The sequence below is a fragment of the Rhodanobacter sp. FW106-PBR-R2A-2-24 genome (genome assembly GCF_058789615.1).
The window spans coordinates 1970862-1996106 of record NZ_JBYTBV010000002.1; the positions used below are offsets into that span (position 1 = coordinate 1970862).

The 25245-nt window shown below is 69.5% G+C and carries 22 protein-coding genes; 18 read left to right on the forward strand and 4 right to left on the reverse strand.

What is annotated here, in order from left to right; all coding sequences use genetic code 11:
• The first annotated feature begins 35 nt into the window (after positions 1-35).
• The 3 genes from AC3WQA_RS10185 (at position 36) to AC3WQA_RS10195 (ending at position 5116) form a co-directional block, all read left to right on the forward strand.
• Positions 36-1646, forward strand: coding sequence for an FAD-dependent oxidoreductase (locus AC3WQA_RS10185; RefSeq protein WP_492674938.1), 1611 nt, complete (start codon positions 36-38; stop codon positions 1644-1646).
• Between the two features lie 5 nt (positions 1647-1651).
• The gene (locus tag AC3WQA_RS10190) at positions 1652-3250 is read left to right on the forward strand and encodes a GMC family oxidoreductase (protein WP_492674939.1); all 1599 of its coding nucleotides are present in this window, start codon (positions 1652-1654) and stop codon (positions 3248-3250) included.
• Between the two features lie 210 nt (positions 3251-3460).
• Positions 3461-5116, forward strand: a complete 1656-nt coding sequence (locus tag AC3WQA_RS10195) for an acetolactate synthase large subunit (RefSeq protein WP_492674940.1) — start codon at positions 3461-3463, stop codon at positions 5114-5116.
• A 9-nt stretch (positions 5117-5125) separates the two neighbouring features.
• Here the strand turns inward: AC3WQA_RS10195 and AC3WQA_RS10200 are convergent, their stop codons facing one another.
• Both AC3WQA_RS10200 and queF read right to left on the reverse strand, forming a co-directional pair.
• Positions 5126-5665 (reverse strand): hypothetical protein, encoded by a 540-nt coding sequence (locus AC3WQA_RS10200; RefSeq protein ID WP_492674941.1) that lies wholly within the window; start codon positions 5663-5665, stop codon positions 5126-5128.
• Positions 5666-5813: 148 nt separating this feature from the next.
• Positions 5814-6638 carry an NADPH-dependent 7-cyano-7-deazaguanine reductase QueF gene (queF, locus tag AC3WQA_RS10205; RefSeq protein ID WP_492674942.1) on the reverse strand — a complete coding sequence of 275 codons (825 nt, stop codon included), beginning with the start codon at positions 6636-6638 and terminating at the stop codon, positions 5814-5816.
• 86 nt (positions 6639-6724) lie between these two features.
• Between queF and AC3WQA_RS10210 the strand changes: the two genes are divergently transcribed.
• Entirely contained in the window at positions 6725-8689 is a 1965-nt protein-coding gene (locus AC3WQA_RS10210) for a M1 family metallopeptidase (RefSeq protein WP_492674943.1), read from the forward strand.
• Positions 8690-8941: 252 nt separating this feature from the next.
• On the opposite strand, the gene AC3WQA_RS10215 is transcribed toward AC3WQA_RS10210, so the two are convergent.
• Entirely contained in the window at positions 8942-9934 is a 993-nt protein-coding gene (locus AC3WQA_RS10215) for an aldo/keto reductase (protein ID WP_492674944.1), read from the reverse strand.
• A gap of 103 nt (positions 9935-10037) precedes the next feature.
• Here AC3WQA_RS10215 and AC3WQA_RS10220 point away from each other — a divergent pair, with 103 nt between their 5' ends.
• The 14 genes from AC3WQA_RS10220 (at position 10038) to AC3WQA_RS10285 (ending at position 24553) form a co-directional block, all read left to right on the forward strand.
• Positions 10038-10940, forward strand: coding sequence for a LysR family transcriptional regulator (locus AC3WQA_RS10220; protein WP_492674945.1), 903 nt, complete (start codon positions 10038-10040; stop codon positions 10938-10940).
• A gap of 134 nt (positions 10941-11074) precedes the next feature.
• Positions 11075-11611 carry an ATP-dependent protease subunit HslV gene (gene hslV / locus AC3WQA_RS10225; RefSeq protein ID WP_492674946.1) on the forward strand — a complete coding sequence of 179 codons (537 nt, stop codon included), beginning with the start codon at positions 11075-11077 and terminating at the stop codon, positions 11609-11611.
• 252 nt (positions 11612-11863) lie between these two features.
• Positions 11864-13207 (forward strand): ATP-dependent protease ATPase subunit HslU, encoded by a 1344-nt coding sequence (gene hslU, locus AC3WQA_RS10230; protein WP_492674947.1) that lies wholly within the window; start codon positions 11864-11866, stop codon positions 13205-13207.
• Positions 13208-13376: 169 nt separating this feature from the next.
• Positions 13377-14000 carry a hypothetical protein gene (locus tag AC3WQA_RS10235; RefSeq protein WP_492674948.1) on the forward strand — a complete coding sequence of 208 codons (624 nt, stop codon included), beginning with the start codon at positions 13377-13379 and terminating at the stop codon, positions 13998-14000.
• Between the two features lie 175 nt (positions 14001-14175).
• Entirely contained in the window at positions 14176-15066 is an 891-nt protein-coding gene (gene rbsK, locus AC3WQA_RS10240; protein WP_492674949.1) for a ribokinase, read from the forward strand.
• A 144-nt stretch (positions 15067-15210) separates the two neighbouring features.
• The gene (locus tag AC3WQA_RS10245; protein WP_492674950.1) at positions 15211-16794 is read left to right on the forward strand and encodes an AAA family ATPase; all 1584 of its coding nucleotides are present in this window, start codon (positions 15211-15213) and stop codon (positions 16792-16794) included.
• On the forward strand, positions 16794-17756 hold the full coding sequence (locus AC3WQA_RS10250) for a hypothetical protein (protein ID WP_492674951.1): 963 nt from the start codon (positions 16794-16796) through the stop codon (positions 17754-17756). The genes AC3WQA_RS10245 and AC3WQA_RS10250 overlap by 1 nt, the downstream gene beginning before the upstream one ends.
• A gap of 112 nt (positions 17757-17868) precedes the next feature.
• On the forward strand, positions 17869-19623 hold the full coding sequence (locus tag AC3WQA_RS10255) for a vWA domain-containing protein (RefSeq protein WP_492674952.1): 1755 nt from the start codon (positions 17869-17871) through the stop codon (positions 19621-19623).
• Positions 19620-20588, forward strand: a complete 969-nt coding sequence (locus AC3WQA_RS10260) for a radical SAM protein (RefSeq protein WP_492674953.1) — start codon at positions 19620-19622, stop codon at positions 20586-20588. Before AC3WQA_RS10255 ends, AC3WQA_RS10260 begins: the two co-directional genes overlap by 4 nt.
• Before the next feature lie 2 nt (positions 20589-20590).
• Positions 20591-21175 (forward strand): hypothetical protein, encoded by a 585-nt coding sequence (locus AC3WQA_RS10265; protein WP_492674954.1) that lies wholly within the window; start codon positions 20591-20593, stop codon positions 21173-21175.
• A complete protein-coding gene (locus AC3WQA_RS10270) occupies positions 21172-22512 on the forward strand; it encodes a phenylacetate--CoA ligase family protein (protein ID WP_492674955.1) in 1341 nt (446 codons plus the stop codon). Before AC3WQA_RS10265 ends, AC3WQA_RS10270 begins: the two co-directional genes overlap by 4 nt.
• Positions 22509-23081 carry a nicotinamide riboside transporter PnuC gene (gene pnuC, locus AC3WQA_RS10275; RefSeq protein WP_492674956.1) on the forward strand — a complete coding sequence of 191 codons (573 nt, stop codon included), beginning with the start codon at positions 22509-22511 and terminating at the stop codon, positions 23079-23081. Before AC3WQA_RS10270 ends, pnuC begins: the two co-directional genes overlap by 4 nt.
• On the forward strand, positions 23078-24154 hold the full coding sequence (locus AC3WQA_RS10280; protein WP_492674957.1) for an AAA family ATPase: 1077 nt from the start codon (positions 23078-23080) through the stop codon (positions 24152-24154). Before pnuC ends, AC3WQA_RS10280 begins: the two co-directional genes overlap by 4 nt.
• 213 nt (positions 24155-24367) lie before the next feature.
• Positions 24368-24553 (forward strand): hypothetical protein, encoded by a 186-nt coding sequence (locus tag AC3WQA_RS10285; protein ID WP_492674958.1) that lies wholly within the window; start codon positions 24368-24370, stop codon positions 24551-24553.
• A 15-nt stretch (positions 24554-24568) separates the two neighbouring features.
• Here the strand turns inward: AC3WQA_RS10285 and AC3WQA_RS10290 are convergent, their stop codons facing one another.
• Positions 24569-25180, reverse strand: a complete 612-nt coding sequence (locus tag AC3WQA_RS10290; RefSeq protein WP_492674959.1) for a Fic/DOC family protein — start codon at positions 25178-25180, stop codon at positions 24569-24571.
• Positions 25181-25245: the final 65 nt, after the last annotated feature.

Below are 25245 nucleotides of genomic sequence, written 5' to 3' on the forward strand. Positions count from 1 at the left end.
AATGGGGCGACGAGGGCAGGGGACGCAGGGGCAGCATGGCGACGCGACAGGCAGAAGCACTGGTGATCGGCGGCGGCCTGGCCGGCATCGTAGCCGCGCTGGAGCTGCTGCGCGCGGGGCGGCGGGTGATCCTGCTCGACCGCGACACGCCCGCGCGCTTCGGCGGCCTCGCGCGCTGGGCCTTCGGCGGCATGGCGCTGGTGGGCACGCCGCAGCAGGCGCGCATGCGGATCCCCGACACGCCCGCCCGCGCGCTGGCCGACTGGCTGCGCTTTGGCGAGCTGGCGCCGGACGAACACTGGCCGCGCGCCTGGGCCGAGCACTACGTGGAGCGCTCGCGGCCCGAGGTGTACGACTGGCTCACCGCGCTGGGGCTGCGCTTCCTGCCGGCGGTGAACTGGGTGGAGCGCGGCCGTTTCGGCGAGGGCAACACGCTGCCGCGCTACCACGTGCTGTGGGGCACCTCGCTGGCGCTCATGCGGCGCCTGATCGACGCGCTGCACGAGGCCGGCGCGGCCGGCCGGCTGACCCTGCTGCATCGCCATCGCGCCATTGCGCTGGAAACCCGTGCCGGCCGCGTCTGCGGCGCGTTGGCACTGGACGAGGCCAGCGGCACCGAGCAGCGCATCGCGGCGGAAGTGGTGGTGCTGGCCACCGGCGGCCTCAACGGCAGCCACGTCCAGGTGCGCAAGCACTGGAGCGCGGCCCACCCGCCGCCGGCGAGCATGCTCAACGGCGCGCATCCGTTCGCCGACGGCGCGCTGCACGATTGGGTGGCGCGCCATCTGGACGGCCAGATCAGCCATGCCGGCGACATGTGGAACTACGCCGCCGGCATCCCTCACCCTTACCCGCACTTCCCTGGCCACGGGCTGTCGCTGATCCCCTGCAAGTCGGCGCTGTGGCTGGATCATCGCGGCCGGCGCATCGGGCCGGAGCCGCTGGTGACCGGCTTCGACACCCACTGGCTGTGCCAGCAGGTGACGGCGCAGGAGAAACCCTGGAGCTGGCAGCTGCTGAACTGGCGCATTGGCGCGAAGGAATTCGCCATCTCCGGCGCCGAGCACAACGCGCGCATCCGCGAGCAGCAACTGCTGCCCTTCCTCAAGGAAACCCTGCTCGGCAACCACCGCCTGTTGCGCCAGATGCAGCGCGAGAGCCGCGATTTCCTGGTGGCCGACACGTTGGCCGGGCTGGCCGAAAAGATGAATGCGCTCACCGCCTCGCATGACGTGGACGCCGCCACGCTGCAGGCCACGGCGGACGCCTTCGACGCCAACTTCGCGCGCGGCGAAAAACTTGAAAACGACGCCCAGCTGCGCCTGATCCGCCACGCCCGCCAGTGGGGGCCGGATCGCCTGCGCACCTGCGCGCCCGCGCCGCTGCAGGCCCGTGGCGCGGGGCCATTCATCGCCATCCGCACCCAACTCATCACGCGCAAGAGCCTGGGCGGGCTGGCCACCGACCTGGCCAGCCGCGCGCTGGATCGCGCCGGCGCGCCCATCCCCGGCCTGTACGCAGTGGGCGAGGCAGCGGGCTTCGGCGGCGGCGGCGCCTGCGGCAAACGCTCGTTGGAAGGCAGCTTCCTGCCAGGCTGCATACTCACCGCACGCGCGGCGGCGCGCGCGATCACACAAGGGGACTGAAACCGATGCAGACGTTCGATGTCATCGTGGTGGGTGCGGGTTCCGCCGGTTGCGCCGTGGCCGCGCGCCTGAGTGAAGACGCCGGCACGCGCGTGGCGCTCGTCGAGGCCGGCGGCGAGGACAGCAGCGTGCTGATCCGCGCGCCGATGGGCTTCGCGCTGGGCGCCAAGATCGGCCGGCACGTGCTGCGTTACCAGACCACGCCGCAGGCGGGGCTCGCCGGCCGGCGCGGTTTCCAGCCACGCGGCAAGGTGCTGGGCGGCTCCAGCGCGGTGAACGCGATGATCTATTGCCGCGGCCATGCCAGCGACTACGACGGCTGGGCCGCCGCTGGCAATCCTGGCTGGGACTACGCCAGCGTGCTGCCGTACTTCAAGCGCGCCGAGGACAGCGAGTGCTACGGCCAAAACCCCTGGCACGGCCGGGGCGGCCCGCTGGGCGTGAGCTGGCTGCGCGACCCCTTTCCCAGCACAACGGCCTTCCTCGACGCCTGCGCGGCCACGGGCCTCATGCCCACCGACTACAACGGCGCGCAGCAGGAAGGTTGCTCGCCGTCGCAGGTCACCATGCGCGGCGGCGAGCGATGCAGCGCGGCGTACGCCTATCTCGCCCCCATTCGCCGCCGCGCCAACCTCGCCGTGCTCACCCATGCGACCACGCAGCGCCTGGTGTTCGACGGCCGCCGCGTCACCGGCATCGACATCGTGCGCGATGGCCGGCCGGAGCGCCTCGCCGCCACGCGCGAGGTGATCGTCTGTGCCGGCGCCTACGGTTCGCCGCAGCTTTTGCTGTGCTCGGGCCTCGGCCCGGCAGCGGCGCTGCGCGAACAGGGCATCGAGACGGTGCACGCGCTGCCCGGCGTCGGCCAGAACCTGCAGGACCACATCACCGCCAGCCTCAACTGGCGCTCGCCGCGACGCGACGCCGGCTTTGCGCTCTCGCCGGCCGGCGCGCTCGCCATCCTGCGCGGCATCCATCGCTGGCGGCGCGAACGGCGCGGCTGCCTCACCAGCAACGTGGCCGAGGCGGTGGGCTTCCTGCGCAGCGACCCCACGCTCGCCATGCCCGACATCGAGCTGGAATTCCTCACCGCCATGGTGGAAGACCACAACCGCAAGCTGCACCTGGGCAGCGGCATCGGCCTGCACGTGACCCTGCTGCGGCCGAAGAGCCGCGGCGAGCTGCGCCTGGCCAGCGGCGACACGCGCGACGCGCCCGTGATCGACCCGTGCTACTTCAACCATCCCGACGACCTGCCGCAGCTGGTGCGCGGCGTGCAGCGCGCGCTGGCCATCATGGATGCGCCGCCACTCAGGCCCTGGCGCGGGGCGATGCTGGCGCCGATCCACGCCGACGACCCGGATGGCATCGCACGCGAACTGCGCCGCAGCGCCGACACCGAATACCACCCGGTGGGCACCTGCAGGATGGGCCCGGCCAGCGATCCCCACGCGGTGGTGGATGCCGACCTGCGCGTGCATGGCATCGACGGCCTGCGCGTGGCCGATGCGTCCATCATGCCCACGCTCACCGGCGGCAACACCAACGCGCCCACCATCATGATCGGCGAGAAGTGCGCCGCGCTGGTGCGTGGCGCAGGCTGAGGGCGCGGCAGTCGAAGGGGAACGTCCTTCGGCTCCGCCACGCTACGCCCGGGACGAACGGTTCAGGACGAACGCTTGCCGGGCCGACGCTGATCAGGTTCCGGCGTGATGCTTCGGCTCCGCCGGCCATGGCAGGCCGCGCTCAGGGTCGCTGCGGCCCCGCGCCCGTCCGGTCGCATGTTCCACAGACGCTTATCCACGGAGATCGCCATGAACGGTGCCCAAGCCCTGCTGCAGACCCTGGCCGATGCCGGCGTGGAGGTGTGCTTCACCAATCCCGGCACCAGCGAGATGCACTTCGTGGCCGCGCTGGACGGCGAACCGCGCCTGCGCGCCGTGCTGACCTTGTTCGAGGGCGTGGCCACCGGCGCCGCCGATGGCTACGCGCGCATGGCCGGCAAGCCCGCCGCCACCCTGCTGCACCTGGGCTGCGGCCTGGGCAACGGGCTGGCCAACCTGCACAACGCGCGCAAGGGCCGCGTGCCGGTGCTGAACATCGTGGGCGACCACGCCACGCATCACGTGAAATACGACGCGCAGCTGCAGTCGGACATCGAAACCGTGGCGCGCAATGTCTCGCCGGGTTTCGTGCGTACCAGCGCCAGTACCGCCGCGCTGTGCGGCGATGCCGTGGAGGCGCTCACCGCCGCGCGCGGCCTGCCGGGGCAGGTGGCCACGCTGATCCTGCCGGTCGACGTGTCATGGGGCGCGGGCGCCACGCCGTGTCCGCCGCCGGCGCCACGCATCGCGCCGGTGGCCGCCGACGCAACGGTGGACGCCATCGCCGCCGTGCTGCGCAGCGGTGAGCCCACCGCCCTGCTGCTCGGCGGCCACGCGCTGCGCGAGGCGCCGCTGCGCGATGCCGCGCGGCTCGCCGCGCGCTGCGGCGTCACGCTGTTCGCCGAGGTGTTCCCCACCCGCCTGGAACGCGGTGCCGGCCTGCCGGCGGTGGAGCGCATCGCCTACCTCGCGGAGATGGCCGGCGTGCAGCTCGCGCCGTACCGGCACCTGGTGCTGGTGGATGCGAAATCGCCGGTGTCGTTCTTCGCCTATCCCGGCAAGGCCAGCGACCTGGTGCCGCCCAGCTGCGCGGTGCACACGCTCGCCGGCTTCGACGAGGAGGCCGCCGCCAGCCTCGCGAAACTCGTCGCCGCAATGGGAGCGGGCGAGGTCGAACCCGCCGTGCAGGCGCCCGCGCGGCCCGCGTTGCCGCGCGGCCGGCTCACCGCCGCCAAGGTGTGCAAGGCGGTGGGCAGCCTGCTGCCCGAGCGCGCCATCGTGGTGGACGAGGCGATCACCTCGGGCCTGCTGCTGGGCGCACTGACCCAGGGCGCGCCGCGGCACGACCTGCTCACCCTCACCGGCGGCGCCATCGGCCAGGGCCTGCCTTGCGCGGTGGGCGCTGCCATCGCCTGCCCGGAGCGCCCGGTGCTCGCGCTGGTGGGCGACGGCAGCGCCATGTACACGTTGCAGGCACTGTGGACGATGGCGCGCGAGCAGCTGGACGTCACCGTGGTGGTGTTCAACAACGCCAGCTATTCGGTGCTCAACGTGGAGCTGGATCGCGTCGGCGCGGCAAGCGCCGGGCCGAAGGCGCGCGCCCAGCTCGACCTGCACGGCCCGCGGCTGGACTTCGCCCAACTCGCGCAAGGCATGGGCGTGCACGCGGTGCGCACGGAAAGCGCCGAGGACTTCTGCACCGCGCTGGCCTACGCCTTCGCCCAGCCCGGGCCGCACCTGATCGATGCCCGCGTGCCCGAGGCGCTGGCCGGCGCCAAACGCCGCGTGCTGCCGTACCTGCTGCGCGTCTTGCCGCGCCTGCCGCCGGTGCTGGCGCGCGGGCTCAAGCGCAGGATCGCGCCCTAAACGCCGCGCCTACTTGCCTTCGCCCACCGTGAAATCCTGCTGCGCGACCGGCTTGCCGTCCAGGGTGATTTCCACGCGATAACGGCCCACCGGCCAGCGGTTCGGGTTGTGCACCTTGAACGTGGTGATGGCGGCGCCGTCGGCGGTGACACTCTGCGAGAGTGTGTTGATCGCCACGCCCTGGCCTTCGAGATAGCGCCAGTGCGCCGTGAGCGTGGCCTTGTCGGTACGGCCGGTGGTGGCGACGCTGGCGTAGAGAGTGGAAACCTCAGGTGAAAAGCGGTCGCCGCGCGTGGTGACGGCGTAACTCACCGGGTCGATCAGGCTGCCCACGGTAAGGCTGGCGACGCGGAAGGTCGCGCTGGGCGCGGGCGCGGCGACGGGCGCGGCCGCCTTGACGCTGGCGGCAGGCGCGGGCGCACGCGGCGCACTATGCGCGGGCGCGGAGTGCGCACCCGCTGGCACCGCCGGTGCCTCGGCATGCTTGTGGCAAGCCACAAGGCCCGTGGTGGCGCAGCCAAGGACGAACAGTCGAACCAGACGATGCATGACGATCTCCGCAGGCCGGCATCGCATGCAAACAACGTGATCCGTGCGCGCCGGGAACGCCAAGGCTAACCGAGGCCGGCTGAAGCGCCGGTTAGCCCGGCGTGGCCGGTGGCCGCCGGCCAGAGACCTCGAAAAACCTCGCGATACCCTATTGCCGCGCGCCGCGCACGTTCGTCGGCGTGGCCGGCGTGCTGCTGCGGAACGGGTTGATGTCCAGCCCGCCGCGACGGGTGTAGCGCGCGTACACGCTGAGCCGCGCGGGTGCGCAGCGCGCCATCACGTCCATGTAGATGCGCTCCACGCACTGCTCGTGGAATTCGCTGTGGGTACGGAAGGAGACGAGGTAGCGCAGCAGGCCCGCGCGGTCGATCGGCGCGCCGCGGTAGGCGATCTGCACGCTGGCCCAGTCCGGCTGGCCGGTGACCGGGCAGTTGGAGCGCAGCAGGTCGCTGACCAGGATTTCCTCGACCGTGGCGGCCTGCGTGTCGGCGTGCAGGTAGTCGGCCTTGGGCGGGCCGTAGTCGTCGATGGCGACGGGCAGGGCGTCGATGGATTCGCCTTCGAGGTCGGCGAAGGCATGCGCGGCGGTGCGGGCCGGGTGCAGGATCACGTGTATCGCGGCGCCGGCGGCGGCGCCGAGGTCCTGCTGCAGCAGCGCGCGCAGGGCATCCGCGCTGGCCAGCGGCTCCTGCGCGAAACCGTTCAAGTACAGCTTGAAGGATTTCGACTCGATGATGTTCGGCGTGCTGGCGGGGATGCGGAATTCCGCCACCGCCGCTTGCGGCTTGCCGCGCAGATCCAGCCACGACAGCTCATAGGCGTTCCAGATGTCGACGCCGTGGAAGGGCAGGGTTTCGCCCACGCCGATCTCGGCGCGCTTGGCCGCGCGCGGGATGGGGAACAGCAGGCTGGGGTCGTAGCGGTCGGCGTAGACCGTGGCCTTGCCGAGCTGGGAGTCGTCGGGGGTGTGCATGGGCCTAGTTTAACGGTGACTTCTGGCCTATCCGCGCCGGCGCCGCGCTTTCCATAATGGGCCGCCTCCCCCCATGAGCCGTCCCCATGAAGCACCTGCTGCCGGCTGGCGCCGCCGCCCTGCTTGCCGTCGTCGTCTGCGCGCCGCTGCACGCGCAAGACAAACCCACCGTTTTCGACGCGCAAGCGCTGTTCGCGCCGCTCGCGCTGCCGCATGCGGCGAACGCCTTCCGCGACAGTGCCGGCAAGCCCGGCCCGGCGTTCTGGCAGAACCGCGCCGACTACGACATCCACGCGCGCATCGAGCCCGCCACGCACACGCTCGCGGGCGAGGAAACCATCACCTACACCAACCACAGCCCCGACGCGCTGGATGAACTGTGGGTGCAGCTCGACCAGAACATCTACCGGCCCGGTTCGCGCGGCGCGCTGACCTCACCGTGGCCGGGCAAGCCCGGTGAATCCACCACGGGCTACCAGCTCGACGCGGTGGAAGTGGACGGCAAGCCGGTGCATTACCTCGTCGACGACACCCGCCTGCGCATCGATCTGCCCGCGCCCTTGAAGGCGAAGGACGGCGTGGCCAAGCTGCATATCCGCTACCACTACACCGTGCCCGGCGTGTGGGGCGGGCGCACCGCGGTCACGCCGAGCAAGAACGGCGACATCTACGAGATCGCGCAGTGGTTCCCGCGCATGGCGGTGTACGACGACCTCCGCGGCTGGGACACGCTGCCCTACCTCGGCCAGGAGTTTTACCTCGAATACGGCACCATCGACTACGCGGTGACGGTGCCGTGGAACTGGATCGTGGAAGGCTCCGGCGAGCTGACCAACCCCGCGCAGGTGCTCACTGCCACCGAGCGCGCGCGCCTCGCCGAAGCCGCGAAGAGCGACCAGACGGTCTACATCCGCAAGCCCGCTGAAGTGAACGACCCGGCCTCCCGGCCCACGCGCAGCGGCACGCAGACCTGGCGCTTCCACATGGAGCACACCCGCGACGTGGCCTTCGCCGCCTCACCCGCCTTCGTGTGGGATGCCGCACGCATCAAGCTGCCGGACAACAAGCATGCGCTGGCCATGTCGATCTACCCGGTCGAAGGCGTGGGCGCGGACAAATGGAACCGCTCCACCGAATACGTGAAGGGCGTGATCGAGCACTTCTCGGCCAAGTGGTATCCGTACCCGTGGCCGGTGGCGATCAACCTCGGCGGCCACGGCGCGGGTATGGAATACCCCGGCATCGTGTTCGACGGTTTCGATGAAGGCGGCAAGCCGCTGTTCTGGATCAGCGCGCACGAAATCGGCCACACCTGGTTCCCGATGATCGTGGGCTCCAACGAGCGCCGCCACGCCTTCATGGACGAAGGCTTCAACACCTTCATCGACGTCTACGCTTCGGACGCCTTCAACCACGGCGAATACGGCCCCAAGCGCGACGGCGAATACGCGCCCAAGGGTGGCAACCCGGTGGATGAAATCCTGCCCATCCTCGCCGACCCGAACGCGCCCACGCTCATGGCGCACGCCGACACCATCAGCGAGAAATACCGCCACCCGCTCACCTACTACAAGGGCGCGCTCGGCCTGATCCTGCTGCGCGAGCAGATCCTCGGCCCGGATCGTTTCGACCCCGCCTTCCGCGCCTACATCCGCACCTGGGCGTATCACCATCCCACGCCGTCGGATTTCTTCCGCTTCATGGACAGCGCCGCGGGCGAGGATCTTTCATGGTGGTGGCGCGGCTGGTACCTCGACAACTGGCAGCTGGACATGGGCGTGACCGGCGCCAGCTACGTGGACAACGATCCGGCCAAGGGCGCGGTGGTGAACCTGGTCAGCCAGCAGAAGCTGGTGATGCCCGCCACGCTGCGCGTGGACTTTGCCGACGGCAGCCACCGCGACGTGCGCGTGCCGGTGGAAGCCTGGCGCTACGGCGCCACGCCCAAGCTCACGCTGGATACCGGCAAGCCCATCGCCAGGCTGGAACTCGATCCCGAGCACAAGCTGCCTGACGCGGACCGTTCCAACAACAGTTACGCGATGCCTTGAGGTTTGAAGCCCTCTCCCGCTTGCGGAAGAGGGCTTCAGCCAGCAGTGGAAGTGCGTGCTTGCGAGGGGCATGGTTCCATGGCCTCGGCCAAGTCCGTCCGCGCTGAGCGCAGCTTGCGCAAGCAGGCGCACGCGGGGAAGCGCCATGGATGGCGCTGGCATTGAGGAGCGAGGAAGTCGAAGCGCCTTCGGGCGCGCCCTTCGACTCCGGCCCTTCGGGCCTACGCTCAGGGCGAACGGGTAACCAGCACCTCAGCCGTTGACATGCACCATGCTTGCCGCCGCATAACGCGCGCCGGCCGCCGCCTCGGGCGGAAACACCGCATCGATGGCGGCGAGGTCGTCCCGCGACAACACCACGTCCAGCGCGCCCAGGTTCTCGTCCAGCCGCGAGCGTTTCTTGGTGCCGGGTATCGCCAGCACGTCGTCGCCCTGCGCCAACACCCAGGCCAGCGCCAGTTGCGCGGGCGAGCAGCCCTTGTCGGCGGCGATGGCCTGCACCTTGTCCACCAGGGCGAGGTTGCGCGCGAAATTCTCGCCCTGGAAGCGCGGGCTGGAGCGGCGGTAGTCGTCGGCCTCGAAGTCGTCCGGCGAACGGATCGCACCGGTGAGGAAGCCACGGCCCAGCGGCGAGTAGGCCACGAAGGCGATGCCCAGCCGGCGGCAGGCGTCGAGTACGCCGTTGTGCTGCGGGTCGCGCGTCCACAGCGAGAACTCGCTCTGCAACGCCGCGATGGGATGCACCTTGCTCGCCCGTTCCAGCGTGGCGGCGGAGGCTTCGGACAGGCCAAGGTGGCGCACCTTGCCGGCCTGCACCAGCCCGGCCATCGCACCCACGGTCTCCTCGATCGGCACGGTCGGATCCACGCGGTGCTGGTAGTACAGGTCGATGGTCTCGATGCCGAGCCGCTGCAGGCTGCCCTCGCAGGCGGCGCGCACGTATTCGGGGCGGCCGTTGACGCCGCGTGCGCCCGGATTGGCCGGGTCGCGCACGATGCCGAACTTGGTGGCGACGAAGGCCTGCTCGCGGCGCCCCTTGATCGCCCTGCCCACCAGTTCCTCGTTGATGTGCGGGCCGTACATGTCGGCGGTGTCGAGCAGGCTGAGGCCGCGATCCAGCGCATGGCGGATGGTGGCGATGGCTTCGGCGTCGTCGCGGTCGCCGTAGAAGTCGCTCATGCCCATGCAGCCGAGGCCGAGGGCGGAGACGCGGGGGCCGTGGTTTCCTAGCGTGCGGGTTTGCATATGGCGTCGCTCGGGTGGGGAAGGTGGCGCCATGCTGCGCCGTGGCCGTTGTGGGATAAATACCCAATAATCACCATCACCATTCCATCGGCAACAACAATCCATGGATCGACTGGACACCATGCGGCTGTACGCGCGGATCGTCGAACTGGGCAGCTTCACCGCCGCCGCCAACGACCTCGGCCTGCCGCGCGCCACCGTTACGCATGCCATCAAGGCGCTGGAGGCACGGCTGGGCGCGCAACTGCTGCAGCGAACCACGCGCAGCCAGCGCGTCACCCGCGACGGCCAGGCCTACTACACGCATTGCGTGCGCCTGTTGGCCGACCTCGACGAGGTGGAAGCTGATTTCCGCGAGGCCGCGCTCAAGCCGCAGGGCCGCCTGCGCATCGACCTGCCGGCCACGCTGGCGCGGCAAATGGTGATACCCGCGCTGCCGGCGTTCTGCGCGCGCTACCCGCAGATCGAGCTGGACATCGGCAGCAGCGACCGCTTCGTGGATCTGCTGCGCGAAGGCGTGGACTGCGTACTGCGCGTGGGCGAGCTGCCGGACTCGGGTCTGGTGGGGCGGCGCGTGGCCACGCTGGCGCAGGTCACCGTGGCCAGCGCCGATTACCTGCGCCGCCACGGCCAGCCCGCCACACTGGCGGATTTGCAGCAAGGCCACCTGGCGGTGAACTGGACCTCGCCCACCACGCGCCGCCCGGAGCCTTCGCTGGAATTCGTGGTGAACCGCCGGCACCGCGCCGTGAGCCTGCCCGCGCGCGTCACCGTCAACAGCGCGGACAGCTATGTCGCCTGCTGCGAGGCGGGGCTGGGCATCGCGCAATTCCCGCGTTACCGCATCGCCGGGCCGCTCGCCACCGGCAAGTTGCGCGAAGTGCTGCCCGGACTCCCACCGCCCGCGCTGCCGGTACACGTGCTGTACGCGCCGCAGCGGCAACTACCGGCGCGCCTGCGCGTGTTCGTGGACTGGCTGGTGGAGCTGATGCGGCGGCAAGCCTGAGCGCCGCTGAAAAACCGCCCGTCTGCGGCGGCGGCCGCTGCGCGGGCCGGGGTGCGGCGGGCGGCCTGGCCCCAGCCGCGTATTGAACCTGCCACCGCTGCCCCCACGTGGTGGGTTCATCCTCCGGAGCTCCCATGGAATCCTTCCACGCCACCACCATCGTCAGCGTGCGGCGCAACGGCCGCGTCGTGATCGGCGGCGACGGCCAGGTCACGTTGGGCAACATCGTGGCCAAGGCCAACGCACGCAAGATCCGCCGACTGGGCAAAGACCAGAACGTGCTGGCCGGCTTTGCCGGCGCCACCGCCGACGCCTTCACCCTGTTCGAGCTGTTCGAGCAGAAGCTGGACAAGCACGGCAACAACCTCGTCCGCGCCGCGGTGGAAATGGCCAAGGAGTGGCGCACCGACCGCCGCCTCGGCCGCCTCGAGGCGATGCTGGCGGTGGCCGACAGGGAGGCTTCACTGCTGATCTCCGGCAACGGCGACGTACTGGAACCCGAACACGGCCTGATCGCCATCGGCTCCGGCGGGCCCTACGCGCAATCCGCCGCGCTGGCGCTGATGGAAAACACCGAACTGGATGCCCGCGCCATCGTCGAGCGCGCGCTGAAGATCGCCGGCGACATCTGCATCTATACCAACCACAACGTGTCGATCGAAGAGTTGTGATTCACGCGGCGTGGTTTTTGCGATCGATCCTGATCGCGAAGGTCAAACAGGCGGCCATCCATGACCGCGCTTCTCACCATGGCTTTTGCGATCGTCCCTGATCGCGAGGATCAAACGGGCGGCCATCCGTGACCGCACTTCTCACCACGGTTTTTGCGATCGTCCCTGATCGCGAGGATCAAACGGGCGGCCATCCGTGACCGCACTTCTCACCAAGAGCCTTGTAGCTTTTCCACATATTCCGGCGCCGCCATGTCCGAACTCACTCCCCGCGAAATCGTCAACGAACTCGACCGCTACATCATCGGCCAGCACGACGCCAAGCGCGCCGTGGCGGTGGCGTTGCGCAGCCGTTGGCGGCGCATGCAGCTTCAGCCTGAGATGCGCAACGAGATCACGCCGAAGAACATCCTGATGATCGGCCCCACCGGCGTGGGCAAGACCGAGATCGCCCGCCGCCTCGCCTCGCTGGCGAACGCGCCATTCGTGAAGGTCGAGGCGACCAAGTTCACCGAGGTCGGCTACGTGGGCAAGGACGTGGAATCCATCATCCGCGACCTCGCCGAGATCGCCTACAAGTTGACCCGCGAACAGGCGGCGAAGCGCGTGCGCACCCAGGCGGAAGACCGTGCCGAGGATCGCATCCTCGACGCGCTGCTGCCGCGCCGGCAATCGCCGCCGACCGACTGGAGCCACGACGCGCCGGCCGCACCGGCGATCGACAGCGACACCCGCCAGAAGCTGCGCAAGCAACTGCGCGAGGGCGTGCTGGACGAGCGCGAGATCGAGCTGGACTTCGCCATGAACGTGGGCGTGGAGATCATGTCGCCGCCGGGCATGGAGGAGATGGGCGCGCAGTTGCGCCAGATGTTCCAGAACATCGGCGGCGCCAAGACGCAGAGCCGCAAACTGGCGATCAAACTGGCGCGGCCGCTGCTGATCGACGAGGAGGCCGGCAAGCTGCTCAACGACGAGGAAATCCGCGCGCAGGCGGTGGAAGCCGCCGAGCAGAACGGCATCGTGTTCATCGACGAGATCGACAAGGTGGCGCAGCGCAGCGACTACGGCCACTCCGGCGTGTCGCGCGAGGGCGTGCAGCGGGATCTCCTGCCGCTGGTGGAAGGCTCCACCGTCTCCACCAAGTACGGCCCGCTGAAGACCGACCACATGCTGTTCATCGCCTCCGGCGCGTTCTCGCTGGCCAAGCCGTCGGACCTGATCCCCGAGCTGCAGGGCCGGTTGCCGATCCGGGTGGAGCTGTCCGCACTCAGCGTGGACGACTTCAAGCGCATCCTGCGCGAGCCGCACAACGCGCTGACCAAGCAGTACATGGCCCTGCTCTCCACCGAGGGCGTCACGCTGGAATTCACCGAGTCGGGCATCGACCGGCTGGCCGAGGTCGCGTTCCAGGTAAACGAGCGCACCGAGAACATCGGCGCCCGCCGCCTGCACACCGTGATGGAGCGCCTGCTGGAGAAAATCTCCTTCGAAGCTGCCGACAAATCCGGCGAAACCTTTCGCATCGACGCTGAAGTCGTCGGCAAAAACCTTGGCGCCCTGGCCGGCAACGAGGATCTGAGCCGCTACATACTCTGAACGCCGCCCGCTCCGGCCAGGGAGGGCCAGTCGAGCGCAACAGCGGCGAATCAGTGAAATTTTCAACGAAATTGCTGAAATTACCGTGATGTTGCATGCAATGGCTGACAACGTGTCACAACACGCTCCGAACCAGCTAAGTGCGCCACTCTGCTAAACTGGCACCGCTATGGCAAAGATCATCGAATTCAAGACCCGCGGCCTGCGCGCCGAGCTGCGCGAAGCCCAGCAGAACCACACCATGGTGCGCCTGTGGCGTGGCGCGCTGGAACACGGCAGCTTCTGCGGTTACGTGGGTGGCGTGGGCCGCGAGTTCATCCTGCTGTGGGTCGTCGGCGACGGCCTCACTGACGACGGCATCTACGTGATGCGGCACAGCGACATCACGGAGCTCGAAGCCCCCGAAGCCCACCACGTCTTCATGGCCAAGGCGCTGGCGCTCAAGGGCATCGCCCCCGACCTGCCGAGCAGCTTTCCGCTCGACTCCATCCGCGAGGCGGTGGCGGCCGCCGGTGCCATGGCCACGGTGATCGGCGTCTACGTGGACAGTGAGGAGGCCGGCGAAGTGTGCTACATCGGCCGCCTCGAACGCATCGAAGACGACGGCTTCTTCCTGCAGGAGCTGAGCCCCGACGCGGAGTGGATGCGCGAACCCTCGTTCTTCGCTTGGGACGAAGTCTCCACTTTGTGCGTCGGCGACGGCTACGCCCAGTCCCTGCTCGCCGTGGCCGGTCCTGCGCCGGCGCTGCTGCCCGGCGGCGACACCGGCATCGGCCGCGCGCCCTCGCCCTGATCTCCAGAAAAACCCCGTAGGAGCCCGCTGGCGGGCGATGTCTTGGCTTTGATGCATCAGAGCAGGAGCATCGCCCGCCAGCGGGCTCCTATGGGGTTGGCTTCGCGCTCAATGCGCCACGCCAGCGGGTAAGCTTTCGGACTCGTCCTGAAAGCCCACCCGCCGGGAAGCACCCATGAGCCGCATCGTCGTCGTCGGCAGCATCAACCTGGATCTGGTCACGCTGGCGCCGCGCTTCCCCGGCCCGGGCGAGACCCTGCTCGGCACGCGCTTCTTCACTGCCCACGGCGGCAAGGGCGCCAATCAGGCGGTGGCCGCCGCGCGGCTGGGCGCCGAGGTCGCGCTGGTCGGCGCGCTGGGTCGTGATGCCTTCGGCGACCAGTTGCACGCCGGGCTGGCACGGGAAGGCATCCATCTCGATCACGTCGCCCGGCTGGCCGACGAGGGCAGCGGCACCGCCTCGATCACGGTGGCCGATGGCGAGAACCAGATCCTCGTGGTGCCCGCCGCCAACGCCCGCGTCAGCCCGGCCCAGGTCGAGGCCGCCCACGCCACCATCGCCCGCGCCGACGCCGTGCTGGTGCAGCTGGAGATTCCGCTGGATGCGGTGGAGGCCACGCTGCGCCTGGGCCGCCGCGAAAACGTGCCGGTGATCCTGAATCCCGCACCCGCGCAAGCGCTGCCCATCGAGTGGCTCCGGCTGGCGAGCTACCTCACTCCCAACCAGCACGAGCTGGCCACCGCGCTGGACGCCGACGCAGCGACGGATTTCCGCGAACTGATGCGCCGCGCCCCGTGCCCCGTGGTGCTCACCCGTGGCGGTGATGGCGCGTGGTATCGCGACGACATCCACCCCGAACCCATACACCAGCCCGGCTTCAAGGTCGACGTGATCGACAGCACCGGCGCCGGCGACACCTTCAACGGTGCGCTGGCGGTATTCCTGAAAGAAGGCCTACCCGAAGCCGTGCGCAAGGCCTGCGCCGCCGCCGCGCTGTCGGTGACCAAGCTGGGCGCGCAGGGCGGCATGCCGCGGCTGCAGGAGCTGGACACACTGCCGGGCTGAACCACGCGCCGACCCGTCGGCGCGCTGCGACACCGACGCGCTTCCGCGCCCTGCGTCGTTGGCCAGAACCCGCCGCATGCGCCAGAATTCGCGCCGAGGCCATGGACGGCAACGTTGCCGCCGTGGCATGACACAGGGGTCCGCATGTCCGGCTTCAAGCTCTTCCAGCGCGTCTCCAAGGCGCCCACCAATCCGCGTGCCGTGCCGGCCGCGACACGCGAGTTCGATGTCGCCAGCCTGTACGAGGGACCGCTGGATGCTGGCGAGGAGACCGCCGCCACGGCGCTCCCGCTCGACGAAAAGCTGCGCCAGGCCTACTTCTGGATCGTCAACAACGCGGTGATCAGTCCGCACTACGACATCGAGTACAACGACGGCGCCGCCGCGGCGTTCACCATCGGCGACAGCAAGCGCACGCTGAACCTACCCTCGGCGCAAAGCTACTCCAGCTTCATCCTGCTGCCGTTGCTGACCTTCGCCACCCGCCGCAAATGCCTGTTCGTGGGCGGGCCCGGCCGCGGCAAGACCGCCAGCGCGATCCTGATGGGCGTGCTGGCCGGCTATTCGGTGAAGGAAGTGCGCCGCGCCATGCAGCACGGCCACCCGCAAATGACCCTCGCCGACCTGCTCGGCAATCCGCTGCCGGCCGACCTGGCTGGCGCGCAAAGCATGGAGGACATCCGCATCGCCTGGCGCAGCTGGCTGGGCATGCGGGTGAAGATCATCGACGAATACAACCGCATCCCCACCCGCACCCAGAGCGCCCTGCTCACGGTGATGGGCGACAACTACGCGGAGATGCTCAACCACGTCTACGAGTGCCCGGAATCGGCCTGGTACCTCACCGCCAACGACGACCAGGGCGGCGGCACCTACCAGGTGATCGAGGCGCTGCGCGATCGCATCGACGTGATCGTGCAGGCGCTGTCGTTCAACCCGCGCTTCCTCGACGAGCTGTTGCTGCGCATCGAATCCGGCGTGCGGCCGGAGGAGATGGTGCCGCCGGAGATCGTCTTCAGCGCCGCCGACATCGACGCGGCCGGCAAGCAGGTGCTGGCGGTGACGGTGCCGGAGGAACTGCGCCGACGACTGGAGTTCTTCAGCAGCCAGTTCGAGCTGATGGAAACCGCCGGCAGCCAGTTCGAGTACATGACCAAGGACACCGCGCGGCTGTCCGGCGCGGAATGGCACCAGCTCACCGCCGCCGACAACGGCCGCGACCGGCTCAAGGACCTCGGTTGCCAGACCCGCAACGGCCTGTCGGTGCGCAACCTGATGACCTTGCTGGTGTACGCCAAGGCGATGGCGTGGTTCCGCGGCAACCCGGCGATCGAGCTGGAGGACCTGCGCCAGGTGCTGCCGTTCGTGCTGCACGACAAGCTGCAGCCCGACCTCGACGCGCCGTTCTTCGCGCTGCCCGAACACGCCGCCTTCCGCAGCGACCGGCTGAGCTGGCTGCGCCACCTGTTCGACCTCTCCAACGCCGAATACGACCGGCTGGACCTGGATCGCAACGACCCGGTCGGCGAGCTGTCCGCCGAATTTGCCAAGGGCCTGGATGGACTGGGCGAGCGCGAGACGCGGGCGCGGCTGTCGAAGATCGAGCACCTGGTGGAACAGCGCGCCGCCGGCCGCAAGCTCTACGGCCCGTTGTACGACGACCTGCTGAAACTGAAGTACCTGCACCAGCGCTACACCAACTACCTGAACTGGCTGCGGGCTTCCTGATGGCCGTCAGCGCACCGCTGGCCCGTGCACTCGCGGCCGGCCGCAGCCGCTTCAATGCGCGCGCGGCTGAAGTTCGCCACCGCCACCCCGGTTTCGACGACGCGGCCTTCGCCGGCTTCGTCGGCAGCGCGCTCGATCGCGTGGTGCAGGCCGTCGATGCGATCGCGCCCGAACGCGTCCATGCGGTGGCGATCGCCGGCTACGACATGGCGCTCGATCTGGTGGCGCAAGGCCTGGCCGGCCCCGGCGCGCGCCAGCCGTGGGTCGATCAGGTGTGGCTGGAACTGGCGCCGCGCCACGCCGGCCTGCTCGCCGCGCAACCGCAGGCGGTGCTCGGCGCGCTGGGCAATGCGGTCATCCAGCTGGGACAGTGGCCGCAGGTGCGTGTGGCCGACTGGCTGCAATGGATGACCGCGCTGGCCGGCGAGGTGGCCGAGCTGGCGCAACTGCGCGCGCTCGGCCAGCTGCTGGCCTGGCGTGCCGGCATGGCGCACTACCGACGCGGTGCGCTGGCCGCCGCGAATATCCTGCCGCCCGCCTTGGCGCTGGCCGCGCTGGACGCCGACCCGGCCAGCGACTGGCCCGCGCTGCGCGACGCGCTGCTGGCCGATCCCTGGCACGGCGCGCAGCAGGTGCCGGCAAGCGGCGTGCAGATCGGCGCCTTCAGCGGCTTCGGCGGCCACTTCGCGCAACCGCCGGAACTGCGCGCCGCCGACGAAGGCTTCATGGTACGCAGCGCGGATCGCCACCGGCTGCTGCTCGCCGACCGCCACGGCGCCGTGCTGCTGCCGGCCAGCGCAGCGGAATTCGATGCGGCATCGACCCACCAGGTGACCGCGCCGCCACAACACGTCGCCGCGCTGGGCTGGCCAGGCGACTCCCTGCTCGCGGTGGCCGACGCGCACACGCTGGCGCTGAGCTCGCCCTACACCCACGCCATCGCGCTGTTCCCGCGCACATGAAACCGGAAGCCACGCACGCTGCCGGCGTAGGGCTGGCCCTGCCCGCCGCTCTTCGCCGCGCCGCGCGGACAAGCCGGCGGGCAGTGCCCGCCCTAAACCCGGCGAGGGACGCGTGAACACGCTGGCGGCCGCCACCGACCTGCTCGAACGCTGGCGCGCCAGCTGGCCCGTCGCGCTGGCCACCTGGAGCAAGTACACCCGCCTGCGCGACCCGCGCTTGTGCGAGAGCCGCGTCGACGCCGCCGGCGAAGGCCTGAGCGGCAGCTTCGCGATGATCCGGCTGGCCGACCAGCGCGTAGTGGTGGACCTGCAGCAGGTACGCGCGCTGGCACTGGATGACTACGCGCTGGAGATTCTCGCCCACGAGATCGGCCATCATGTACTGGCGCCGGCCACGGCCACCGACCAGTTCCGTCTGCTAGCGCGCATCCGCCGCGCGCTGCCCACGCTGGAGCGGCACGCGCCGATGGTTGCCAATCTCTACACCGATCTGTTCATCAACGACCGTCTGCAGCGCCAGGCCGGCCTGCGCATGGCCGACATCTACCGCAAGCTGGCCGCCGGCACGCCCGCGCATGATCCGCTGTGGGCGCTGTACATGGGCATCTACGAAGACCTGTGGCAGCTCGATCGCGGCAGCCTTGGCGGCGCCGGTGACGACGCCACCGGCGGCGATGCCTGGCTGGGTGCCCGACTGGTGCGCGTCTACGCCGGCGACTGGCTGGACGGTGCCGGCCGCTTCGCCACCTTGCTGCTGCCGTACCTGGTTGAAAGCGAGCGGCGCCACGGCGCGATCGGCCTCCTGCACGACACCGCCCAGGCCGCCGCCGACTGCGATCCCAGCGGCGTGCTCGATGTGGAGGCGGACGAAATCGACGGCGCGATCCACCCCGGCCGCGACTCCGGCATCACCGGCGACGCCGCACCGCCCGCGGCACCGTTGCCGAACACGCAGCAGTCGAAAAGCCAGGCGCGCGAGCCGTTCGAATACGGCGAACTGCTGCGCGCCGCCGGCATCACCCTGACCGATCACGAGATCGCGGTGCGCTACTACCGCGAGCGCGCGCTGGCCGACCTGGTGCCGTTCCCGGTGCGGCTGTCGCCCGCCTCGCCCGAACCGCAGTTGGAGGGGCTGGAGCCGTGGCGGATCGGCGATCCGCTGGACGAGATCGACTGGCTGCAAAGCACCCTGCAGTCGCCGCGGGTGATCCCCGGCCTCACCACCGTGCGCCGCGTCTACGGCAACGCACCGGCGCGCGCGCGCGAGCGCGTGCCGGTGGACCTGGACATCTACGTGGACAGTTCCGGCTCGATGCCCAACCCGCAGCAGCGCACCTCGTTCCTTACCCTGGCCGGCAGCATCATCGCGCTGTCCGCGTTGCGCGCCGGCTCGCGCGTGCAGGCCACGCTGTGGAGCGGCAAGCACGAGGTCACCGCCACCGACGGCTTCGTCCGCGATGAGGACGCGATCCTGCGGGTGCTCACCGGCTTCTACGGCGGCGCCACCTGCTTCCCGATCCATCGCCTGCGCGACACCTACGCCAGCCGCGGCAAGCACGCGCGGCCGGTGCACATCCTGCAGATCTCCGACGACGGCATCACCACGATGTTCGATGAGGACGAGCGCGGCAACAGCGGCTGGCAGGTCGCCGCCGACGCGCTCGCCCGCGGCGGCGCCGGCGGCACCATGGCGCTGAACCTGCCACCGCACTGGACCGACGCGAAGTACGGCCACTGGGCCGCCGACCTGATTCGCGCCCGCGACGAACAGGGCTGGGACATCCACGCGGTGACCGCGATGGAGCAACTGGTCACGTTCGCCCGCGCCTTTGCCCGCAAGCACTATGCCGGGGAGGCGCCGCGATGATCGTGCTGTGGCGGGTCAGCGAGCGTTGCAACCTCGGCTGCGGCTTCTGCGCCTACGACCGTCGCCGCCCCGGCCCGCGCCACGCGATCGATGCCGCCACGGTCGAGCGCCTCGGCCGCTTGTTCGGTGAGTACCAACACACCACTGGCCAGCGCGTGCTGTGGAGCTGGCTCGGCGGCGAGCCGCTGCTGTGGCCGCCGCTGTGGCGCGTGTCGCGGATGCTGCACGAGGAGGCCGGACTGGCGATCAGCGCCACCACCAACGGCAGCACGCTGCAGCAGGCCACGGTACGCCGGCAGCTGCTGCAACACTTCGCCGAGATCACGGTCAGCATCGACGGCCCGGCCAATTTCCACGACACAATGCGCGGCTGGCCCGGCGGCTGGCAGCGCCTGCGCGAAAACATCCTCATCCTGGTCACCGAACGCGACGACTGTGGCGCACCGCTGAAGCTGCGCGTGAACACCGTGCTGATGCGACAGAACGTGGCGTCGTTCGCCGAGCTGTGCGAGACGCTGGCGGGCTGGGGCGTGGACGAGATCAGCTTCAATCCGCTGGGCGGGCGCGACCGCCCCGAGTTCTTCCCCGCACACCGGCTGCGCCCGCAGGATGTGGCTGGCTTGCGCGAACAGTTGCCAAGCTTGCGTCAACGCCTTTTGCGCCACGGCACGCGACTGGCAGGCAGCGCGCACTATCTGCAGCGCATCGAGGCCAACGTGCACGATCGCGCCGTGGCGATCGGCGACTGCGCGCCGGGCGAGGATTTCCTTTTCATCGACGAGCGCGGCCGCATCGCCCCGTGCAGTTTCAGCGTCGACGACTACGGCCGGCACGTGGACGAGCTGCGCACGATCGACGACCTGCAGGCGCTGTCGCCGCACTGGCGCGCCGCACGCAGGCAACACGCGGTAGCGGCCTGCGCCGACTGCCGCGCCAATCATGTATTCGCCAAGTTCGAGGTATAAGCGTGCAACGTGAAGGCCCGCTGCTGGAAACCCTGACCCGCCGGCTGGCGGAAACGCCGCCGGATTTCCTCGATGAACCGCGCATCGGCGAACGCGGCAGCGTGGCCGTGCCAGCACTGGTGCACGACCTGCTGCGCATGCACGGCGCCCGGGCCGGGCGCGACGTGCTGCAGCGCTTCGCCTCGAACGACGCCCGGGCCGACCGCAACCGCCTCGCCCTGGTGCAGGTCGGCTGCTGGCTGCTCGCCGACGGCTGGTTCCTCGGCGCCGGCTGCAGCGGCGAAGCCTTGCTGGCACGGCTGGACGGCGACCTCGCCGAACTGGCCGCCACCACGCCCGCGCCGCGCTTCGTGCAGGATCCGGATCGCCGTGAAGAACTCGCCCGCGTACTGCTGGCCCACCTCGGCTATCGCCCGGCCGGCGAGACCGCAGCCCAGGCCAGCGACCGGCTGTCGCGCATCAGCGGCACCGAGCGGCAACGCCTGCTCGCCGCGAGCCGCGCCGCCGAGGAACGTGCCCGCGCGATCCGCGAAGCGCTGGCGAAGAAAGCCGCCGAGGAGTCCGCCGACAAGTGGACGCGCGAGTGACCGAAGCGAGCGACCACGACCGCTATCCCACGCTCACCGACGCCGGCCGGCGCATGCTGCAACGGCTGCGCGAGCACCCGAGTGCGCCAATCTTCCGCAACCACAGCGGCAACCGCCTGACCCATGACGACGTGGCGGCGCTGCGAGAATTCGAACAGCACACGCTGGCGGCCACGCCCGGCTGGCCAGCGACGGGAGCGCCGGCATGGCTCGACTCCTTCGTGCAGCACGTGTTCGACGAGGTGCCGTACTACCGCGCGCTGGGCCTGCCGCCGCGCGACTTCCGGCAACTGCCGACGATCTCGCGCGCCGAGCTGTCAGCCGACATCACCCGCTTCGTGCCCGATCCGCTGCCGCTGGAGCGGCTGATCAATTTCCGCACCACCGGCACCACCGGCCATCCGCTGCTGATCCCCTCGCATCCGCAGGTGGCCGGGCGCTACCTGGCGTTCCACAAACGCGCGCTGCGCCGCTTCGGCATCGAGCCGCGGCATGGTCGCGACCAGGTCGGGGTGATCCTGCTCGGCCACCAGCGCAAGTGCTTCACCTATGTCTCGATCACGCCGACGATGGACGAATCGGGCCTGGCCAAGATCAACCTGCACCCGGACGACTGGCGCGATCCCGCCGACCGCGCGCGCTATCTCGATGCGATGGCGCCGGAGATCGTGGCCGGCGATCCGATCTCGTTCGCCGAGCTGCTGCGCCTGCCGACACGGATGCGACCACGCGCCTTGCTGAACGTCTCGATGACGCTGACCACCGGCCTGCGCGCCGAACTGGAACAGCGCTTCGCCTGCCCGGTGCTGGACATCTATTCGATGAACGAGGTCGGCCCGATCGCCGTGTTCGATGCCGCGGCCGGCGGCCACGTGCTGCTGCAGGATCGGCTGTACGTGGAGATTCTCGATCCCGCCGGGCGACCGGTAGCCGAAGGCCAGCGCGGCGAGATCACCGTCAGCGGCGGCTTCAACTTCTGCCTGCCGCTGCTACGCTATCGCACCGGCGATCACGCCGCACTCGCGCACACCGCCGCCGACCCGGTGCTGCGCGAACTGGCCGGTCGCGCACCGGTGCGCTTCCGCCACGCCGACGGCCGCTGGCTCAACAATATCGACGTCAGCCACGCGCTTGGCCATCTGCCGCTGGCCCATTACGGCCTGCACCAGCAAGCGGACGGCGCACTGGCCTTGCGGCTGCCTGCGCAATCAAGCTGCGACGACGACGCCCGGCTGGCGCTGCGCGCCCTGCTCGGCGAACTGCCGCTGAGCCTCCACGCCATCGAGGAAGACGACAAGATCATGCAGTACAGCTCCGATCTGGACGACGCCCGATGAACCTGCTGGAAATCGCCGCCAACCTGATCACCGGCGCCTCGATCCTGCTGGCCGGACGCAACAGCGTGCACACCTGGTGGACCGGCATCGTCGGCTGCAGCCTGTTTGCCTTTGTCTTTCTGAATAGCCGTCTATACGCCGATACGGTCCTGCAGGCGTTCTTCGTGGTCACCAGCGTGGTGGGCTGGTGGCAGTGGCTGCACGGACGCCACGGCGAAGTGCTGCCGGTCACCGACCTGCCTGTACACAAACTGCTGTGGCAATTGCTGGCGGGCACGCTGGGTGCACTCGGCTACGGCCTGCTGCTGCATCGCTTCACCGACGCCTATGCACCGTTCCTGGACTCCACCGTGCTGGCCTTCAGCATCGTGGCGCAGCTGTTGATGATGCGCCGCCATGTGCAGAGCTGGCCATTCTGGCTGTTGGTCAACTCCATCGCCGTGCCGCTGTACGCCAGCCGCGGCCTGTACCTCACCTCGGTGCTGTATGCGGTGTACTGGATCAACGCCGTGGTGTCGTGGCGGCACTGGCTGCACCTGCGCGGGGCCGAACCGGCGGCCGCGGCATGAGCGAGCGGCATCGTCGCGGCCTGGTGGTCGGCAAGTTCTGCCCGCTGCATCGCGGCCACGAACTGGTGATCGACGCCGCGCTGGCGCAATGCGACGAGGTGCTGCTGATCAGCTACACCCGACCCGCGTTCGAGCGCTGCGACGCCGACGCGCGCGAGCGCTGGCTGGCCGATCGCTTCCCGCAAACGCGACGGCTGGTGCTCGACGTCGAACGCTTCGCCGCACTCGCCGCCGCGCACCACGGGCCCGGCCCCGCCACGCTGCCGCACAACGACGACGCGGACGCCACGCACCGCGACTTCGTCGGCTGGCTGTGCGATCGCGTGTTCGACTGCAGCGTCGATGCCGTGTTCACCAGCGAGGATTACGGCGACGGCTTCGCCGCCGCGTTGACCGCGTATTTCCGCCAGCGACGCGATCCGCAGCACGCCGAGGTCCGACACGTCTGCGTGGATCGCGAACGCCACGCCATCCCGATCTCCGGCAGCGTGCTCCGCCGCGATCCGCACGCGCACCGCGAACACCTGTCGCCCACCGTCTACGGCGACTTCGTGCAACGGGCCTGCCTGCTCGGCGGCGAGTCCAGCGGCAAGACCGCGCTGGCGCAAGCCCTCGCCGAACGCCTCGGCACCGCCTGGGTTCCCGAATACGGCCGCCAGCGCTGGGTGGAGCAGGGTGGCGCACTCGTCTACGACGACCTGCTGCACATCGCTCAAACCCAGCTCGCACACGAACGCGAACGCGCCATCCACGCCCACCGCTGGCTGTTCTGCGACACCAGCCCGCTCACCACCTTGCTGTACAGCCGCGACCTGTTCGGCCGCGCCGACCCCGAACTCGAACGCCTCGCCGCCCACGGCTACGACCACGTCTTCCTGTGCGCCCCCGACTTCCCCTTCGTGCAGGACGGCACGCGGCGGGGCGACGCGTTTCGGCGGCAACAGCATGCTGCATATCTGCACGAACTGGAGGCAAGCGGCACCGCGTACACCCTCTTGCGGGGCACTCTCGAGCAGCGGATCGCCGAGGTCACGGGGTTGTTGTCAGCGCCGGCGCCGACTGTCCGGGCGTGATCTTCCGACGGGTGAGCCGATTGCGCGAATCATTCGGCTCACCGTATGGATGGGATCAGCAGGAACCGCAGGATCCCTCAACCATCCGCATCGGGCGTAGCGAGCGGCGTCGAAGCACTGCCGGCCATGGCGTGTCATGACCATCTGAACCTGCCCGAGCGGACCGGTCCAATCAGCGCGTTTTGCCTATGCCGCTACGGTAGAATGAGGTTCATGAAACCGGCCAAGACCACCACTCCAGCCCCACCCGCCCGTCCGGGCGCTGCGCTGAACAAGCAGGCGATCATCCGCGCCGTAGCCAGTTCCACGGCCATAGAAACCGGGCAAAGCATTGCCCGGATCGAGCGCAAGCTGCGCGCCGGCAACAGTAAATTCAGCCACGTCACGCTGGCTCGCTGACACCCGACCGCGGAGTCAGAACGCCGATCCAACGTAACGTTGCATGGGCGCGTAGTCGCCCGCAACGCCAGCCTGGACCGCCGTGAAGTAACCCTCCCTGTCGGCATCCCACGCGCTGTAGTCCAGTGGTCCATGTCCGGCTTGCGTGGCCATCGCATCGGCGAGCAAACGCGACAGGCGGCCGTTGCCCTCGCGGAAAGGATGAATCAGGATGAATTCCACGTGCGTGACCGCGATGGCTTCGATCAAGTCATCGTGTTCCAGCCGGTGGCAGGGCGTAAAGCGCGCCAGGTAATCGCGTTCGAACAGCGCAAGCAACCGCGGTATCTGCGCCGCGACGGCGAAATGAAAACCGTCCTTGCTCACGTTGACCGACCGCTCCTCGCCAGCCCATTCGTAGACATTGCCCAACCAGCGCCGATGCCATGTTTTCAAATGCGCCAGCGTGAACGCCGCATCGGGCGACAGCTCGGCCAGCACGGCTTCGTAGAGCTTTTGCAGCAGTACCAGCTCAAGTTCGGCCATGTCCTCCGCCGTGGTCACGCCCAGTTTGTTGAGCAAGACCTGGCCATGTGAACCGGGCTGAATGGCAGCTTGTGTCCCGCCCACCTGGTAACGGTTGTTCATGGCGACCTCGTGGATGACGATCGATTCCAACCTGCTCACTGCCGCGTCGAACCGGTTCCTGGGCA